This window comes from Frigidibacter albus (assembly GCF_009908165.1).
Classification (GTDB): Bacteria; Pseudomonadota; Alphaproteobacteria; order Rhodobacterales; family Rhodobacteraceae; genus Frigidibacter; species Frigidibacter albus.
This window is the reverse complement of sequence record NZ_JAAAUC010000018.1, coordinates 19120-33898: the sequence shown is the minus strand read 5'-3', so window position 1 is coordinate 33898 and position 14779 is coordinate 19120. Positions and strand designations below refer to the sequence as shown.

Here is a 14779-nt window from a genome sequence, read left to right as displayed (position 1 = left end):
TCAATGCCGTCGATCCCCAAGCCTGGCTCGCCGACACCCTAGCCCGCATCCCAGACTACAAGATCACAAAGGTCGACGACCTGCTGCCCTGGCGCTGGAACCGATAGCGGTCAGGCCGGACGCTTACTTTACTACAACCTTTTCAATTGGTTGTGCTGTAACCCGTTTGTAACGCGTCCGTAACGTCGGTTACTGCCGTTTTCACGCTTCGACGGACACCACACGCCCCCGCGCGCCCCGCGTGCAACAGCGGTCTGCACGGGCGACGAGTAACCCCAGGCCGTGGTCAGAGTCTCTATGGCGACGGTTGCCGTCGTGACGCTGCACCAACGCCATGCCCCGAAGCTCTCCCTGCATCGATGTTTCTCTTGTCGCGCGACAATGATCGGTGTCTGTTCTACCGTATGATTGCTCTGGATAATTTCGGCTCGATGCCTGACCCGCTGAACAGGTTTCTGGCGTGCTGCGTGTCTGTCGATCTGGAGGTTGACCCTCGAACCGCGCGGATCTTTGCGCTGGCGGCCGTTCGGGCCGATGGAGCCCCACCCATCCTGTCGCGCAAGGGCGACTTGGCCACAGCGCTGGACCGGCTGGAGGCGGCTCTGGAGGGCGCGGACCATCTGATCGGGCACAACATCCTGCAGCATGACCTGCCGCACCTTGCGGCAGCCCGGCCGCGTCTGCACCGGCTGGCCGCCTCGCCCATCGACACGCTGTGGCTGAACCCGCTCGCCTTCCCGCGCAATCCCTACCACCATCTGGTCAAACACTATCAGGACGGGCGCCTTCAGGCAGGCCATGTGAATGATCCCGAGCTGGACGCACTTCTGGTCTTCCAAGTGCTTGAGAACCAGCTTGCCGCGTTCGAACGGCTGAATGTGGAAGACCCCTACGCCCTGACCGCCTACCATTTCCTGACCACCCGGGCGGAGGGCGCCGCGGGCTTCGACGCCTTGTTCCGCCATGTCCGCGGCGCAGAGGCACCAACGGCCCCGGCAGCGGAAACAGCCATCCTGAGGATGCTTGACGACCGCGCCTGCGGGCACCGGGTGGAACAGACGCTGGGTCGGCTCTCCAGCCCGCAACTGGGCTGGCCGATGGCCTATGCGCTGTCCTGGATCACCGTGGCGGGGGGCGAGTCCGTCATGCCACCCTGGGTGCGGATGCGGTTCCGCGAGGCAGCGCTGATCGTGCGCCATCTGCGCGACACCGATTGCGACAGCCCGGACTGCGCCTGGTGCCGCGAGAAGAACGATCCCGTGCGCGCTCTGTCGCGGTGGTTCGGCTTCGATGCCTTCCGTCCGCAGCCGGTGGACGACATGGGCCGCCCCCTGCAAGAGCGGATCGTGGACGAGGCGATGCACGGCGCGAGCATCCTTGGCATCTTGCCGACCGGCACCGGCAAGTCGGTCTGCTACCAGATCCCGGCGCTGTCGAAGTTCGACAAGACCGGGGCGCTAACGGTGGTGATCTCCCCCTTGGTCGCGCTGATGTCCGATCAGGTGCAGGGGATGGAGCGGGCGGGCATCTCCTCCGCTGTCACCATCAACGGCATGCTGTCGATGCCGGAGCGCCAGAACGCGATGGACCAGGTGCGGATGGGCGAGGCGGCGATGCTGCTGATCTCGCCCGAGCAGCTGCGCAGCAGCTCCGTGCGGTCCGTCCTGGCGCAGCGCGAGGTCGGGCTCTGGGTGCTGGACGAGGCGCATTGCGTGTCGAAATGGGGCCACGATTTCCGGCCGGATTACCGCTACATCTCGCGCTTTATCAAGGAGTTCTCGGGCGATCTTCCACCGGCGCCGGCGCCGGTGCTGTGCCTGACCGCGACCGCCAAGCCCGAGGTGGTGCGGGATATCTGCGAGCACTTCCAGACGCGCCTGGGGGCCGATTTGATGCTGCTCGATGGCGGCGCGGTGCGCACCAACCTCAGCTTCGAGGTGCGCGAGACGCAGCGGAACACCAAGCTGACCGACATCCTCGACGTGATCGAGGCCAAGCTACCGCAGGAGGGCGCGTCGGGCGCGGTGATCTATTGCGCGACGCGCGGCGAGACAGAGCGCGTGGCGGATTTCCTCAAGCAGCAGGGCCTGCTGGCCGAGCGTTTCCATGCGGGTCTGACCGCCGACGAGAAGCGCGACGTGCAGGAACGCTTCCGCATCGGCGCCTTGCGGATCATCGCCGCGACCAACGCCTTTGGCATGGGGATCGACAAGCCCGACATCCGCCTGGTCATCCACGGTGACATTCCCGGATCGCTGGAGAACTACCTGCAGGAAGCGGGCCGCGCCGGCCGGGACCGCGCCCATGCCAATTGCGTGCTGCTGTTCGCCTCCGAGGATGTAGAGCGGCAGTTCTCGCTCTCTGCCCGCTCGCGGCTTGCCCGGCACGAGATCGGAGCGATCCTCAAGGCGCTGCGGCGGCTGGACGAGCGCGGCAAGAAGAAGGGCGAGGTCGTGGCGACGGCCGGTGAGATTGTCCGGGCCGAACGCGACCAGGAGTTCGAGCGCGACAGCGCGACCGATGACACCCGCGTCAAGACCGCCGTGTCCTGGCTGGAGGAGGCGACACTTCTGACCCGCGAGGAGAACCGCGTTCAGGTCTTCCCGTCCTCGCTGCGGATCCGCACGCTGGAGGAGGTCGGTGGCATCCTCTCGAAGGCGAACATCACCGGCACGCGCTGCGCGCAGTTGCTGGCCATCGTCCAGCACCTGATGAACGCGCCGGCCGATCAGGGCGTCTCTACCGATGAGCTGAGCGGCGTCAGCGGCCTGACGGGAGGCGGGCTGAACAAGGCGATGGCCGATCTGGAGGTTCTGGGCATCGCAATGAACGATCTGGTCGTCACCGCGCGCGTCCATGTCGGGGTCGAGGGCCAGTCCCGTCAGCGATTCGAGCTGGCCTCGCGGCTCGAGCTAGACATGATCGCCATGATGCGCGAGGCCGATCCGGATGCCGAGTCTGCGGGGGGCATCCCGCTGCACCTGTCCGAGACCTGTCAGGCGCTCCGCGATGCGGGCCACGCGGCCGTGCGGCCGGATATCCTCGAGCGGCTGCTGCGGGGCATCGCCCGCGATGGCCGTGACCAGGATGGCGGCCGGGGCAACATCCGCCTGCGCAAGGCATCGCGCAACACCCTGCAGGTGACGCTGCAACGGTCCTGGGCGGCATTGGAACAGACCGCCACCCTGCGGCGACAGGCGGCAGAGCTGCTGATGGCCCATCTGCTGGGCAAGGTCAGCAAGGGCACCCGCGGCAAGGACATTCAGGTCGAGACGACGATGGGCAATCTGCTCGCCACCCTGACCGGGGACGCCTTCCTGCGCGGCAGCGGCGTGCAGGACATGACCAAGCTGATGGAGCGCGGGCTGCTGTGGCTGCATGAGCAAGAGGTGATCTCGCTCGGAAAGGGGCTGACCGTCTTCCGCCCGGCAATGACGGTCCATCTGAACCCGGAGCCGCGCGCATTCACCCAGAAGGACTTCATCCCGCTGGAGGAGCATTACGCCGAGCAGACGATCCAGACCCATGTGATGGCGGCCTATGCGGAAAAGGGGCTGGCCGCGATGGATCAGGCGCAGCGCCTGTCCGAAGACTACTTTGTGCTGGACCGCGATGCCTTCCTGCGCCGCTGGATGCCCGGCAAGGGCGTGGAGATCCGGCGCCAGACCACCGGCACCTCCTGGAAGACCATCGTCGATGCGCTCGGCAATCCGGTGCAGCAGAAGATCGTGTCGGATGACCGCGAGCAGACCAACGTGCTGGTGCTTGCGGGGCCCGGGTCAGGCAAGACCCGCGTGCTGGTCCACCGCATTGCATATCTGATCCGGGTGAAGCGCGAAGATCCGCGCGAGATCCTGGTGCTCAGCTACAACCGCCATGCCGCCGCCGAGATCCGCGCCCGGCTGCGCCACCTGATCGGCGATGAAGCGAACCACGTCACCGTCTCCACCTGCCACGCGCTGGCGATGCGCCTGGTCGGCGCAAGCTTCGCCGGCGCCTCGGCGGAGGCGCGCGATTTCGATGGCATCGTGATGGAAGCGGTGCGCCTCCTGAATGGCGAGGGTCTCGGCAAGGCCGAAGCCGAGGCGCAGCGCGACACGCTGATCCAGGGCTATCGCTGGATCCTCGTGGACGAATACCAGGATATCGGCCCCGAGGAATACGCGCTGATCGCCGCGGTCGCCGGCCGCTCGCTGGAAGATCCCGACCTGCGGCTCAGCGTGTTCGCCGTGGGGGATGACGACCAGAACATCTACGCTTTCGCCGGCGCGTCGATCCGCTACATCCGGCAGTTCGAGGCCGATTACAAAGCCAGGGCAGAGTTCCTGACCGAGAACTACCGATCCACGCTCCACATCATCGAAGCCGCCAATGCCGTCATCACCCCGGCGGCAGAGCGGATGAAGGCCGGCCATGACATCACCGTCGACCGCAAGCGCAGCAAGGCCGCGCCGGGAGGCGAGATGGCGGCGCTCGATCCCGTCGCGCAGGGGCGGGTGCAGGTGCTTGATGCTCCGCCCGGCGATGCGGAACAGGCGATGGCGGCGCTGGATGAGCTGGTGCGGCTGTCACGGCTCGATCCGGGGTGGAGCTGGAGCCGGGCCGCCATCATCTCCCGCGATTGGCGCAGGCTCGCGCCGGTGCGTGCCTATGCCGAGGCGCTTGGCATCCCGGTCGAGATGGCCAATGAGAGCCTGCCGAACATCTGGCGCCTGCGCGAGATGCAGGCCTTCGTGGCCGCGATGCGGCGGGATCCGGCGAGCCTCCTGGGGATCGCCGACCTCGTTCAAATCGTCAACACGCTGCACCGCAACCGCTGGAGCGACCTGATCGCCGAGGGCGTCGCTGCGCTGGCCCGTGAGCTCGCCGACAAGACCATGCCGGTGCCCGACCTGGTGGAATGGTTCGCCGAGTGGGGCCGCGACACCCGCAGTGAGCAGCGCGGGTTGCTGCTGCTGACCGCGCACCGGGCCAAGGGGCTGGAGTTCGACGATGTGGTGATCCTGAACGGCAGCTGGGACGCGCTCTCGGCCGGCGAAGATACCGATGCGCCGCGCCGCCTGTTCTACGTCGCCATGACCCGTGCCCGCCGCAGCCTTGCGATCATGGCCAGCGGAGCGCACACGATCCTGAAGCGCGGCGAGGGCCATGTGCTGCACCGGAAGGTGAGTCCGGACCGGGACAGCGCGATGCCTGCGAGCTACGCCTACGAGATGCCCAGCCTGAAGCTGGTGGATCTGTCCTGGCCGGGCCGGCTGCGGACGGGAGATACCTCGCTCGCAGCCATCGCCGCAGCCAGCGTCGGCGACCGGGTTCACCTAGTCGCAGAGGGGGAGGCATGGCTGATCAAAGACGCGCACGGCGCCAAGCTCGGGCGTATGGCAAAGTCCTGGTCGCCCCCGCGCAACAGGACGTTCCTTCGCGGCGAAGTCGGCGCGATCGTGCGCTGGCGCAAGTCTGACAACAAGGAGGAATACCGCGCCCATATCCGCCGGGAGGAGTGGGAAGCGGTCCTGCCGGAGCTGGTGTTCGACTGAGCCAACGTAACGGTGGTCCATCGTCAACCGGCGCAGGGCCCCGGTTCTCGCTCGCCGTGGCTCAAAGGGCAGTTGTCCCTGACCGCTTCTTGCTCCCGCGACCTTTCTCGGCCGAGACTCGGCCTCGTCAAGGGTGGTTCCGTGAGTTTCTTCGCTCACCGCCGCCCGACATTCAGAAACATGTGGAGAACGTTGCTGTGTCCCCGCTGTGTCCCCGCCGCAGTCGCAACAGTCTTTGCGGTTGAACCCGCAGTTTTTATCCGCTTGTTTTCAGAGACTTAAGTGGTGCCCGGAGACGGATTCGAACCGCCGACACGCGGATTTTCAATCCGCTGCTCTACCAACTGAGCTATCCGGGCGCCGGGGCGATCATAGGGATCAGCCGGGGGCATGTCTGCCTTGGTGGCGCGGTATTAGGGGAAGGGGCGGGGGCTGTCCAGTGGGTTCTGCGCAAATTTCGGCGGCCCCGTGCGGTTTCCCTCTGCAAGCCCGGAGAGGTTCAGTGGGGCTTGCGCCGGGCCGGCTCGTCCGCGTCCTCATCCGGCAACGAAAGCGCCGCCTCGTCCTCTTCCAGCGCCTCGCCGGGGATGACGTAGCTGCCGGTCAGCCAGCGGCCGAGGTCGATATCGGCGCAGCGGCGCGAGCAGAAGGGGCGGTATTTCTCGTCCGTCGTCTTGGCGCAGATCGGGCAGCTCATGCGCGGGTCTCCTTCATCACCTCGGCCAGCACCTCTGTCAGCGGCTGGCGGGCGCGCTTGCGCTGCAGCTCGAACAGCCCCAGCGGGGTCCAGCCGGCGAGGCTGGTTTCGGCCCCCTCGGCGCGGAAGGCGGCACGGAGCTGCTGTTCCAGCGTGGCGCGGTCCTTCTTCGGCATCGGCGCAAAATCCACGGCGATCTGGCCGCCAAGCCCGCGCAGGCGCAGCTGGCGGGGCAGGTCGCGGGCGGCGGCGATATTGGCCTTCAGCCCCGCGGCAGGCGAGGTATCGGCGCCGGTGTTCACGTCTACCGCGACCAGCGCGCGGGTCGGTTCCACGGCCATGGAGCCGCCGCCGGGCAGCGGCACCACCGGGTCCAGGAGGTCCAGCACCAGATCCTCGACGCCGTGATCGGCAAAGGCGGTCTCGCCCTCGGCGACCTCGTCGGGCGCGGGATCGGCCCAATCGCGCCAGGCGGTTTCATGCGGGCCGGCGGCATCGACCAGCAGCTCGGGGCCGCCGGTCAGATCCTCGCTGACCGCCTCGGCCAGCGCCCGGACGGCGGCGATGTCTTCGGCCAGCTCGGCCTCGTCCATGCCTTCGGCGGCAGAGCGGACGATCAGTCCGAACTCGCAGCCGGCCATGGCGGCGGCGGCAACAGCCTCCAGCCGCGCCCGCTCGTCCGTCTCGCGCACCCGGCGCGAGAGGTTGAGGCCGGGCACGCCGGGGGTGACGATGGCGAGGCGCGACTTGAACAAGAGGCGCAGGCTGACCGGCAGCGCCTTGCCGGGTTCGGCGTGGCCCGAGATCTGCACCAGCAGCGTCTGGCCGGGGGCGAGCCCGCCGGTTTCCCGAAGAAAGCCCTTCAAGCCATTGGGGAGTCTCACGAAAACCCCGCCCTGACCCTTCATCTGCCGGTCGACCACGGCGCGGAAAATCGCGCCGACGCCGGGGGGCGCGGTCTCGCCCGGCTCGATCAGCAGATCCTCCAGCCGGCCATCGACCAGCAGCGCCGCGGCCTCGCGGCCGCGCAGGCTGCCCAGAACCACAACCCGGCCCTTCATGCGCGCCCCCAGACCGGATAGCCCGCCGCAGCCAGCAGATGCGCAGTTTCGGTGACGGGCAGGCCCATCACCGCCGAATAGCTGCCCTGGATCCACGGGAAGAACGCCCCGGCCGGCCCCTGGATGCCATAGGCCCCTGCCTTGCCCTGCCAGTCGCCGGTGGCGAGATAGCCGTTCAGTTCGGTATCGGAAATCGGTTTCATCTTCACCACAGTCTCTACCAGTCGCTCCCACACTTGCGCGCCGCGCCGCACCGCCACCGCGGTCAGCACCCGGTGGCGCCGGCCGGACATGGCGAGCAGGAATTCCGCCGCTTCGCCCGCATCGCGCGGCTTGCCAAGGATACGGCGGCCAAGCGCGACGGTCGTGTCGGCGCACAGCACGATATCATCGGCGCCCGCCTGAACGGCCAGCACCTTTTCGCGGGCAATGCGCTCGCAATAGGGGCGGGGCAGCTCGCCCCGGCGCGGGTCTTCGTCGATGTCGGGGGCGCGCACCGCGTCGGGCGTGATGCCCAGTTGCGCCAGAATTTCCTTCCGGCGCGGGCTGGCCGATCCCAGGATCAGCAGCGGCCCGGTCTTACTTGAAGCGGTAATTGATCCGCCCCTTGGTCAGGTCATAGGGGGTCATCTCGACCTGCACCTTGTCGCCCGCGAGAACGCGGATGCGGTTCTTGCGCATCTTGCCTGCCGTATGTGCGATGATCTCATGGCCGTTTTCCAGCTCGACCCTGAATGTCGCGTTCGGCAGGAGTTCCTTCACGACGCCTGGGAATTCGAGCAGTTCTTCCTTGGCCATGGTCACTCCGTCTTGAAACACCCGCCTGTTCGGCGGGCGCCGCTTAAATGCTCCTACCCGGGCAACAATTCAAGGCTTATTGCGGTTCCCGGCCTGTGAATGTGACATGGGCGGCGGCGGCGGCCTGTTCGGGCCAGTGGGCAAAGGGCATCACACCGCCATCGGCGCGGCTGCGGCGGACGAGGTCGAGCGAGATGTCGGCATAGACCCAGCCGGGGGCGTTGAGGGCCCCCTCGGCGAGAATCCCGGTCTCGGGCCAGCCCCGGTCGGGCGGGCCGTAAATGCTTGCACGGCCTATGTTTTCATCGACCGGGGGGCACCAGGGGACAAGGCCGACGGTGGGGGCGTGGACGACGACGCATTGGTTTTCGAGGGCGCGGGCCATGGAGCCGACGCGGACGCGGGTGAAGCCGGCGAGGGTGTCGGTGCAGGAGGGGGAGAGCAGGATTTCCACCCCCGCCTCTGCCAGCGCCCGTGCCAGCAGAGGAAATTCGCTGTCGTAGCAGATGGTTACGCCGATCTTCCCAAGCTCGGTGTCGAACACGGTCAGGCTGCCACCCGCCACCACATCCCAATCCTCACGCTCGAACCTGGTCATCATCACCTTGTCCTGATGGCCGATCAGCCCTTGCGGGCCGAACAGGCTGGCGCGGTTGACGGGGCGGGAGCTGGGGTCCGGGTAATATGGTTTCGATGCGGAAAGGATATGTATGTCATACATACGCGCGAGCCGGCCCTGCAGCGCATCCGCCGCGGGCCCGTGCTGCGCGACCATGCGGATGGCGGCCTCGAGATCCGCCGCGACCTCGGCCCCGCCGAGGCTGGCCAGCTCCATCGCGCCGTATTCGGGGAAGACCAGAAGCTCGGCGCCTTGGCCTGCGGCCTCGGCCACCCAGGCTGTCAGCTTGTCCTCATAGCCCTGCCAGTCATCGAACCAGTCCAGCGGGTAGGCGGCGGCGGCGATCTTCATGGCGGTGTCCTTTGCGGCGGGGCAGGGCAGGGGTCAGAGATCCCGGATCCAGAATTGCAGCGGCTTGCGGCTGTCATAGCTGTCGCCGACATCCGTCCAGCTGAACTGCGCGACGGCGCCGGGCAGGGGGGCGTAACCGCGGCCACGCCAGAAGGCATCGAGGGTGCGGTAACCTGCGGGCCGGGCCGGGTGATCCTCGGGGCGGACCACCGAGCAGAAGGCGGATCTGGCGCGGCCGAGGGCGCGGGCATGGGTCTCGCGCGCGTCGAAGAAGGCATGGCCGAGGCCGCGGCCGCGGTATTCGGGCAGCAGCACCGATTCCGCGCAGTAGAAGATATCCTCCAGCGCCAGCCCGGTGCCCGAGAAGGCGGCGGAGAACTCGCCGGCGTGATCCTCCATCGGGGCGCCGGTCGAGGCGCCGATCAGGTCATCGCCGTCGAAGGCACCCACCAGCACGGAATTTTCCGAGGTCTGGTAGTTGCGCAGGTAGACGCGCTCATACTCCAGCGTACCCTCGTAGAGATAGGGCCAGTCGCGGAACACCGCCATGCGCAGGCGGGCGACATCATCGAGCGCGGCATCGAGCGCCGCGCCGGTCAGCACCCGGACCTGCACATCGCTGCTCATGCTACCGAGACCTGCTTCACCCAGTCCGACAGGTTGTAATAGGTGGTCACGCGGGTGATGAGCCCGTCCCGAAGCGCGAAGAAGGTGCCGGCGGGCAGGATGTAGCGCTGGCCCTTGGCCTCGGGCAGGCCGGGGTCGGTTTGCAGGTATTCGCCGTTCACGGTGAATTCGGCGGCGGCGCGGGTGCCGTCCGGGGCGGAGAAGATCACGATATCGGTCAGCGTCTCGCGGTAGCTGACGCCCATATGGCCGCAGAATTCCGCAAACAGCGCCTTGCCGCGGCGGATGCCGCCTTCGTTGACATGGTGTTCCACGTCATCGGCCAGCAGCGCCAGCATCCCGGTCGCATCGCCGGCATTGAAGGCGCGGTAATAGGCGGCGATCACGGCGCCTGCATCAACGGTCATGTCCCTGTCTCCTTGCTTTGCTGGCCCATCGGGGCCTGTTCGGGCACCGGGCCGAACCGGCCCAGAATGCGGTCGCGGATCTGGTCGAGCGTCTGGCGATAGGCGGCCAGCTTGCCCTCGCGCCCTTCGGCAAGGCCGGTGGGGTCGAGGATCGGCCAGTACTCGACATCGAGATGATAGAAGCGCGTCAGGTCCAGCGCCCGGCGCTGGCTGGCGGGGGACAGCGCCACCACCAGATCGAAGCCCGACAGGTCATCGCCCCAGTCCTGCATCTGGTCGAAGCTGCGGGTGCGGTGGCGGTCCAGATGGACCCCGATCTCGGCGCAGACGGCGACGGCGAAGCCGTCCACCTCGAGGTCGCTTTTGACGCCCACCGACTGCACATAGACCTTGTCGCCGAACAGCTTTTTCATCAGCCCCTCGGCCATCGGCGAGCGGACCGCATTATGGTCGCAGCAGAACAGCACAGAGGTGGGCAGCGGTCTGGCCAAATCAGCTCCCGGTATTGAGGACGCAGATCAGGGTGAAGAGGCGCCGGGCGGTGTCGATGTCCAGCTCTGCCTTGCCCTCCAGCCGTTCTTGCAAGATCCGCGCGCCCTCGTTGTGGATGCCGCGGCGGGCCATGTCGATGGCCTCGATCTGGCTGGGGGGCAGGCGCTTGACCGCCTCGAAATAGCTGGCGCAGATCTGGAAATAGTCCTTCACCGCCTGCCGGAACGGCCCCATCGACAGATGGAACTCGGCGGCCTTGGCCCCGGCTTCGGTGGTGGTGTCGAACACCAGCCGGCCTTCGCGCATGGCAAGGGCCAGCACGAAGGGGCCGTCGGGCGCGGGGGCGCCGCCGCGCCCGGGAAGGGCGAAGCTGTTGTCTTCCAGCAGATCGAAGATCGCCACCCGGCGCTCCTGCTCGATCTCCGGCGTCGGCGCGGGCAGGCCCGAATCGTCGATCTCGATGCGGCAGATGCGGGTCATTCCACTGCTCCCAACATTTCCCGCTCCCACTCTGCGTAGGAACGGCCATCTGCCATCTTCCACTCCAACCGACCATTCGCCGCGCGCCCGAGGACAACGGCTGCTGCTGCGGATGGACTGCTGAACGCATAACTGTCTGCGAACTTCCTAGATGCGCCGTCGTTCACGATCACGCCGGTTTCAACCAGCTTGCTATAGAGTGGTTTGTAGCCGCCCTCGATGCCAACCCACGAGCTTCGGGCCATCGAGCCAGCCTGAACGCTGAAGACCTCACCATCTAGCAGTGCATGGGCGCGGAGCGCACCTTTCTCACCGACACATTCAAACCTAGGCTGCGCGAACATCTGTTGGGCTGTCGTTCCGACCGCCGCGCTGACCACGGCGCGACGGCGACGATCATTCATGAGGTCGATGCCGAGGGCGGCCAGTGCGATATCGAGTGTGCTGAGGAACTCCTCCATATTCGCGACTGCGGCCTCGCTCAGGCTTGAGCGGGGAGGGGTGTTTCCATTTTCCAGATTGCTCACCGCGGCGGCTCGAGCCTTTTCGACGATTCGCGCCTCGAGGTATTTCACATGGGCCTTGTGCAGGTTGTTAGAGAGCGTGGTGATGATCACTGCCTCGCTCCACCAATCTCGCTTTGCGTCATGCGAGCGGATGCGTTCGGCAACCTCCTCGCCCTCACCCACATAGGCGTAAGGACGCCCCTCATGCTCACCGAGTAACAGATAGACGCCGGTGAATTTCGCCTGCTCGCGAGAGAGCCCGCGAACAATCTCGGTGCGCGGAATTCTCAGGACATGGCCCGTCCAGTTGAAGACCTCTGCCGTGGTAAGCCCACCCGGTCGGCCGTCAACGAAAAACAGTTCGAGCGAACGCCCTTGGGGGGTCATTCCGCGCCCCCGTTCAGCCGGTCCAGCCGCGCGCGAACCGAGAGCCCGTGCGCCTGCAGGCTTTCGGATATGGCGAGGCGTTCGGCGGCGGGGCCGATGGCGGCCAGCGCGCCGGGGGTCATCTTGGCAAGGGTGGTGCGCTTGACGAAATCCATGACCGACAACCCGCTGGAGAACCGCGCCGAGCGTGCGGTGGGCAGCACATGGTTCGGCCCGCCCACGTAATCACCGATCGCTTCGGGCGTCCAGCTTCCCAGAAAGATGGCGCCGGCATGGGTGATGCGGGTGGCGAGGGCGTCGGGATCGGCCACGCAAAGCTCCAGATGTTCGGGGGCGATGCGGTTGGAAAGCCGGGCGGCTTCCTCGAGGTCCTGGGTGATGATGATGGCGCCGTTGTTGAGCCAGCTGGCCCCGGCGATGGCACGGCGTTCCAGCGTTTCAAGGCGCTTGTCGACGGCGGCAGCGACGGCGCGGCCGAAGGTGGCATCGTCCGTGATCAGGATCGACTGGGCGCTTTCGTCATGCTCGGCCTGGCTGAGCAGGTCGAGCGCGATCCAGTCGGGATCATTGTCTGCATCGGCGATGACCAGGATTTCCGAGGGGCCGGCGATCATGTCGATGCCGACGCGGCCGAAGACCCGGCGCTTGGCGGCGGCGACATAGGCATTGCCGGGGCCGGTGATCTTGTCCACCGGGGCGATGGTTTCGGTGCCATAGGCCAGCGCCGCAATCGCCTGCGCGCCGCCGATGCGGTAGATGGTGTCGACCCCGGCGATGCGGGCGGCCAGCAGCACCAGCGGGTTGACCACGCCGCCGGGGGTCGGGCAGCAGATCACCAGCCGCTCGACCCCGGCGACGCGGGCGGGCACGGCGTTCATCAGCACCGAGGAGGGGTAGGAGGCGAGCCCGCCCGGAACGTAGAGCCCGGCGGCGCTGACCGGCGTCCAGCGCCAGCCGAGGGTGGCGCCGTGCTCGTCCTGCCAGCAGGCATCCTCGGGCAGCTGGCGGGCGTGGTAGGCGCGGATGCGGTCGGCGGCGAGTTCCAGCGCGGCGCGGTCCTCGGGCGAGACCTTGGCGCATTCGGCCTCGATCTCGGCCGCGGTGAAGGCGAGGGTGGCGGAGGTCAGGTCCAGACGGTCGAATTTCGCGGTCAGCTCGATGACGGCGGCGTCGCCGCGGGCGCGGACATCGGCGATGATGGCGGCCACGGCGTCATCGACATCGGGCGCATCCTCGCGCTTGAGGCCCAATAGCGCGGTGAAGGCGGTTTCGAACGAGGGCTCGGAGGTGGTCAGGAACTGGGGCATCGGGCACTCCTGCGGCTGTCGCCCACCGCTTACAGGGGCAGGGGGCGCGCCTCAAGCGAGGACTGGTCCGGGTCGGGCGGGGTGGGGCGCGGCGCTGTGATGCAGCTGATGGGCTCGGGCGCGGGGCGGCGCCCTGCCAGGCGCTCGCGGCGGGGTCATGGGGCCTTTGCCGAGGGCTGTCTCACTTGCCTCGTTCGCTGACCTGCGCCTTGCTTCTGATTTCGATGGGTTGGCGCCAGGCAGCGACGGTTGCCGGAACCGGGGCGGCCCGTATTCGGCCTCGGCCAGCAGTTTTTTTAATGTGCCGGGTTGATCATTTCTTCAAAACGGGCGATTCTCCAGGGGCCGGTTTGCTTTTGCGGACGGCGGCCAAAGCCGAGGTTTTTGAGTGATGATATTTGTCAAGTCGCCGCTGTCCGAGGGGATAAAACCTCGGGACCTCACGTGGATCGACAACCAGTTTCGCCAGCTGCCCGGCATTGCCGCACCGGCCAACCGGCCCCGCCGTATCGTGATCACCGGATTCACACGGTTCGGATTCTGGGCGAAGGCGAAAGTCTATCAATGGGATTATTTTCCCGGGTTCACGCAGAGAATGGCGGAGAAGGGGGTGGATTGCTTCTTCGTCTGGGATGAAGATGGCCTCGACCGCCATGCTGTCGACAAAAATGCGGCCATCATTCACCTGTTCAACGAAGAGCTGCCATTTCCCTACACGCAGAGGGTGGCAGCCGCGGAAAGGCGGGCCGGGTTCGTCTTCTGCACGCGGCGGGCGGGGTCGATCATTTCCAACAAGAGGACGGCAAACAAGTACCTGTCTGCCAACGGAATCCAGATGCCCCGGATGATAGATGAGGCATCGCCCGAAGCGATCGTCTTCAGCAACAGCGAGATCGGGTCAGGAAAGGCAACGCGCGTGCTGGCGCCCGGCGACGCCGTCGATCCGACGCGGTATAACACCGAGTATATCGACACGAGGATCGAATTCCAGGGTTCGAAGTATTTCACGATGTTCCGGATTCAGGCTGTCGGCACCCAGGTGCTCCATGCCTATGTCAGGGCGCGCCACACGCGCGAAAGGTCGCCGTCTGTCCACAGCAAGGATACGCCCGCAGACCATCAGCTTATCGAGTATCTGCATGAAAGGCTGATCCGGTCCCGCGAAGCCGGCATTGCCAGCTTTGCAAGTGCCATGGGCATCCTCCTTGGGCCGGGCAGTTATGCCCACGACATGATTGTGTGCAACAAGACCGACAGGATGTATATGGTCGAGTCCGGTTTCAAGTTCAACGACAGTCCCTATGCCGAGTATCTGAGATCGGTTGCGGATCGAACGCCTTGCAACCGGATATTCTACGACGGGACCTATCCGATGCGCGCGGCCGACCTGTTTTTGCAGGAGTGGGAGAAAGCCGCCGATTACGGGCAGCCGGATCCGTCCCTGACGCTGGAAACGAGTTTTGAAGGCATCGTGCCCCAACGCGCCGCCTGTGCGTGAGCGGCCCTGAGG

General features: G+C 66.5%; 14 protein-coding genes and 1 tRNA gene. 3 read left to right on the top strand and 12 right to left on the bottom strand.

Annotated features, from left to right (window positions below):
• Together GVY41_RS19085 and GVY41_RS19080 are read left to right on the top strand one after the other, a co-directional pair.
• The coding region (locus GVY41_RS19085) for a transposase domain-containing protein (RefSeq protein WP_161656893.1) at positions 1–107 on the top strand (107 nt) is incomplete at its 5' end.
• A 324-nt stretch (positions 108–431) separates the two neighbouring features.
• The gene (locus GVY41_RS19080; RefSeq protein WP_161348562.1) at positions 432–5537 is read left to right on the top strand and encodes a RecQ family ATP-dependent DNA helicase; all 5106 of its coding nucleotides are present in this window, start codon (positions 432–434) and stop codon (positions 5535–5537) included.
• A 283-nt stretch (positions 5538–5820) separates the two neighbouring features.
• Here the strand turns inward: GVY41_RS19080 and GVY41_RS19075 are convergent.
• From GVY41_RS19075 to hisD, 12 genes are all read right to left on the bottom strand, one after another.
• Positions 5821–5896: transfer RNA gene (locus tag GVY41_RS19075), tRNA-Phe, on the bottom strand.
• A gap of 140 nt (positions 5897–6036) precedes the next feature.
• Positions 6037–6234: a DNA gyrase inhibitor YacG gene (locus tag GVY41_RS19070; protein WP_161348561.1), complete on the bottom strand. Its 198-nt coding sequence runs from the start codon at positions 6232–6234 to the stop codon at positions 6037–6039.
• The gene (locus GVY41_RS19065; protein WP_161348560.1) at positions 6231–7295 is read right to left on the bottom strand and encodes a ribonuclease E/G; all 1065 of its coding nucleotides are present in this window, start codon (positions 7293–7295) and stop codon (positions 6231–6233) included. Before GVY41_RS19065 ends, GVY41_RS19070 begins: the two co-directional genes overlap by 4 nt.
• Positions 7292–7864 (bottom strand): Maf family protein, encoded by a 573-nt coding sequence (locus tag GVY41_RS19060; protein WP_161348564.1) that lies wholly within the window; start codon positions 7862–7864, stop codon positions 7292–7294. Before GVY41_RS19060 ends, GVY41_RS19065 begins: the two co-directional genes overlap by 4 nt.
• A 10-nt stretch (positions 7865–7874) precedes the next feature.
• The gene (gene infA / locus GVY41_RS19055) at positions 7875–8093 is read right to left on the bottom strand and encodes a translation initiation factor IF-1 (protein WP_007205486.1); all 219 of its coding nucleotides are present in this window, start codon (positions 8091–8093) and stop codon (positions 7875–7877) included.
• Positions 8094–8169: 76 nt separating this feature from the next.
• A complete protein-coding gene (locus tag GVY41_RS19050) occupies positions 8170–9063 on the bottom strand; it encodes a carbon-nitrogen hydrolase family protein (protein ID WP_161348559.1) in 894 nt (297 codons plus the stop codon).
• A 33-nt stretch (positions 9064–9096) separates the two neighbouring features.
• A complete protein-coding gene (locus GVY41_RS19045) occupies positions 9097–9690 on the bottom strand; it encodes a GNAT family N-acetyltransferase (protein WP_161348558.1) in 594 nt (197 codons plus the stop codon).
• Complete coding sequence (locus tag GVY41_RS19040) at positions 9687–10097, bottom strand: ketosteroid isomerase-related protein (RefSeq protein ID WP_161348557.1); 411 nt, start codon at positions 10095–10097, stop codon at positions 9687–9689. The genes GVY41_RS19045 and GVY41_RS19040 overlap by 4 nt, the downstream gene beginning before the upstream one ends.
• Positions 10094–10588 (bottom strand): arsenate-mycothiol transferase ArsC, encoded by a 495-nt coding sequence (locus GVY41_RS19035; protein WP_161348556.1) that lies wholly within the window; start codon positions 10586–10588, stop codon positions 10094–10096. The genes GVY41_RS19040 and GVY41_RS19035 overlap by 4 nt, the downstream gene beginning before the upstream one ends.
• A gap of 1 nt (position 10589) precedes the next feature.
• On the bottom strand, positions 10590–11069 hold the full coding sequence (locus tag GVY41_RS19030) for a UPF0262 family protein (protein WP_161348555.1): 480 nt from the start codon (positions 11067–11069) through the stop codon (positions 10590–10592).
• Complete coding sequence (locus tag GVY41_RS19025; protein ID WP_161348554.1) at positions 11066–11962, bottom strand: GIY-YIG nuclease family protein; 897 nt, start codon at positions 11960–11962, stop codon at positions 11066–11068. Before GVY41_RS19025 ends, GVY41_RS19030 begins: the two co-directional genes overlap by 4 nt.
• Positions 11959–13269, bottom strand: a complete 1311-nt coding sequence (gene hisD / locus GVY41_RS19020) for a histidinol dehydrogenase (protein WP_161348553.1) — start codon at positions 13267–13269, stop codon at positions 11959–11961. Before hisD ends, GVY41_RS19025 begins: the two co-directional genes overlap by 4 nt.
• A gap of 391 nt (positions 13270–13660) precedes the next feature.
• Here hisD and GVY41_RS19015 point away from each other — a divergent pair, with 391 nt between their 5' ends.
• The gene (locus GVY41_RS19015) at positions 13661–14767 is read left to right on the top strand and encodes a hypothetical protein (RefSeq protein WP_161348552.1); all 1107 of its coding nucleotides are present in this window, start codon (positions 13661–13663) and stop codon (positions 14765–14767) included.
• Positions 14768–14779: the final 12 nt, after the last annotated feature.

Excerpts from the sequence above, each read along its gene's own strand:
- GVY41_RS19025 (WP_161348554.1), bottom strand. The coding sequence starts at position 11,962 with ATGACCCCCCAAGGGCGTTCGCTCGAACTGTTTTTCGTTGACGGCCGA.
- GVY41_RS19015 (WP_161348552.1), top strand. The coding sequence starts at position 13,661 with ATGATATTTGTCAAGTCGCCGCTGTCCGAGGGGATAAAACCTCGGGAC.
- GVY41_RS19065 (WP_161348560.1), bottom strand. The coding sequence starts at position 7,295 with ATGAAGGGCCGGGTTGTGGTTCTGGGCAGCCTGCGCGGCCGCGAGGCC.
- hisD (WP_161348553.1), bottom strand. The coding sequence starts at position 13,269 with ATGCCCCAGTTCCTGACCACCTCCGAGCCCTCGTTCGAAACCGCCTTC.
- GVY41_RS19045 (WP_161348558.1), bottom strand. The coding sequence starts at position 9,690 with ATGAGCAGCGATGTGCAGGTCCGGGTGCTGACCGGCGCGGCGCTCGAT.
- GVY41_RS19040 (WP_161348557.1), bottom strand. The coding sequence starts at position 10,097 with ATGACCGTTGATGCAGGCGCCGTGATCGCCGCCTATTACCGCGCCTTC.
- infA (WP_007205486.1), bottom strand. The coding sequence starts at position 8,093 with ATGGCCAAGGAAGAACTGCTCGAATTCCCAGGCGTCGTGAAGGAACTC.
- GVY41_RS19080 (WP_161348562.1), top strand. The coding sequence starts at position 432 with ATGCCTGACCCGCTGAACAGGTTTCTGGCGTGCTGCGTGTCTGTCGAT.
- GVY41_RS19050 (WP_161348559.1), bottom strand. The coding sequence starts at position 9,063 with ATGAAGATCGCCGCCGCCGCCTACCCGCTGGACTGGTTCGATGACTGG.
- GVY41_RS19070 (WP_161348561.1), bottom strand. The coding sequence starts at position 6,234 with ATGAGCTGCCCGATCTGCGCCAAGACGACGGACGAGAAATACCGCCCC.
- GVY41_RS19030 (WP_161348555.1), bottom strand. The coding sequence starts at position 11,069 with ATGACCCGCATCTGCCGCATCGAGATCGACGATTCGGGCCTGCCCGCG.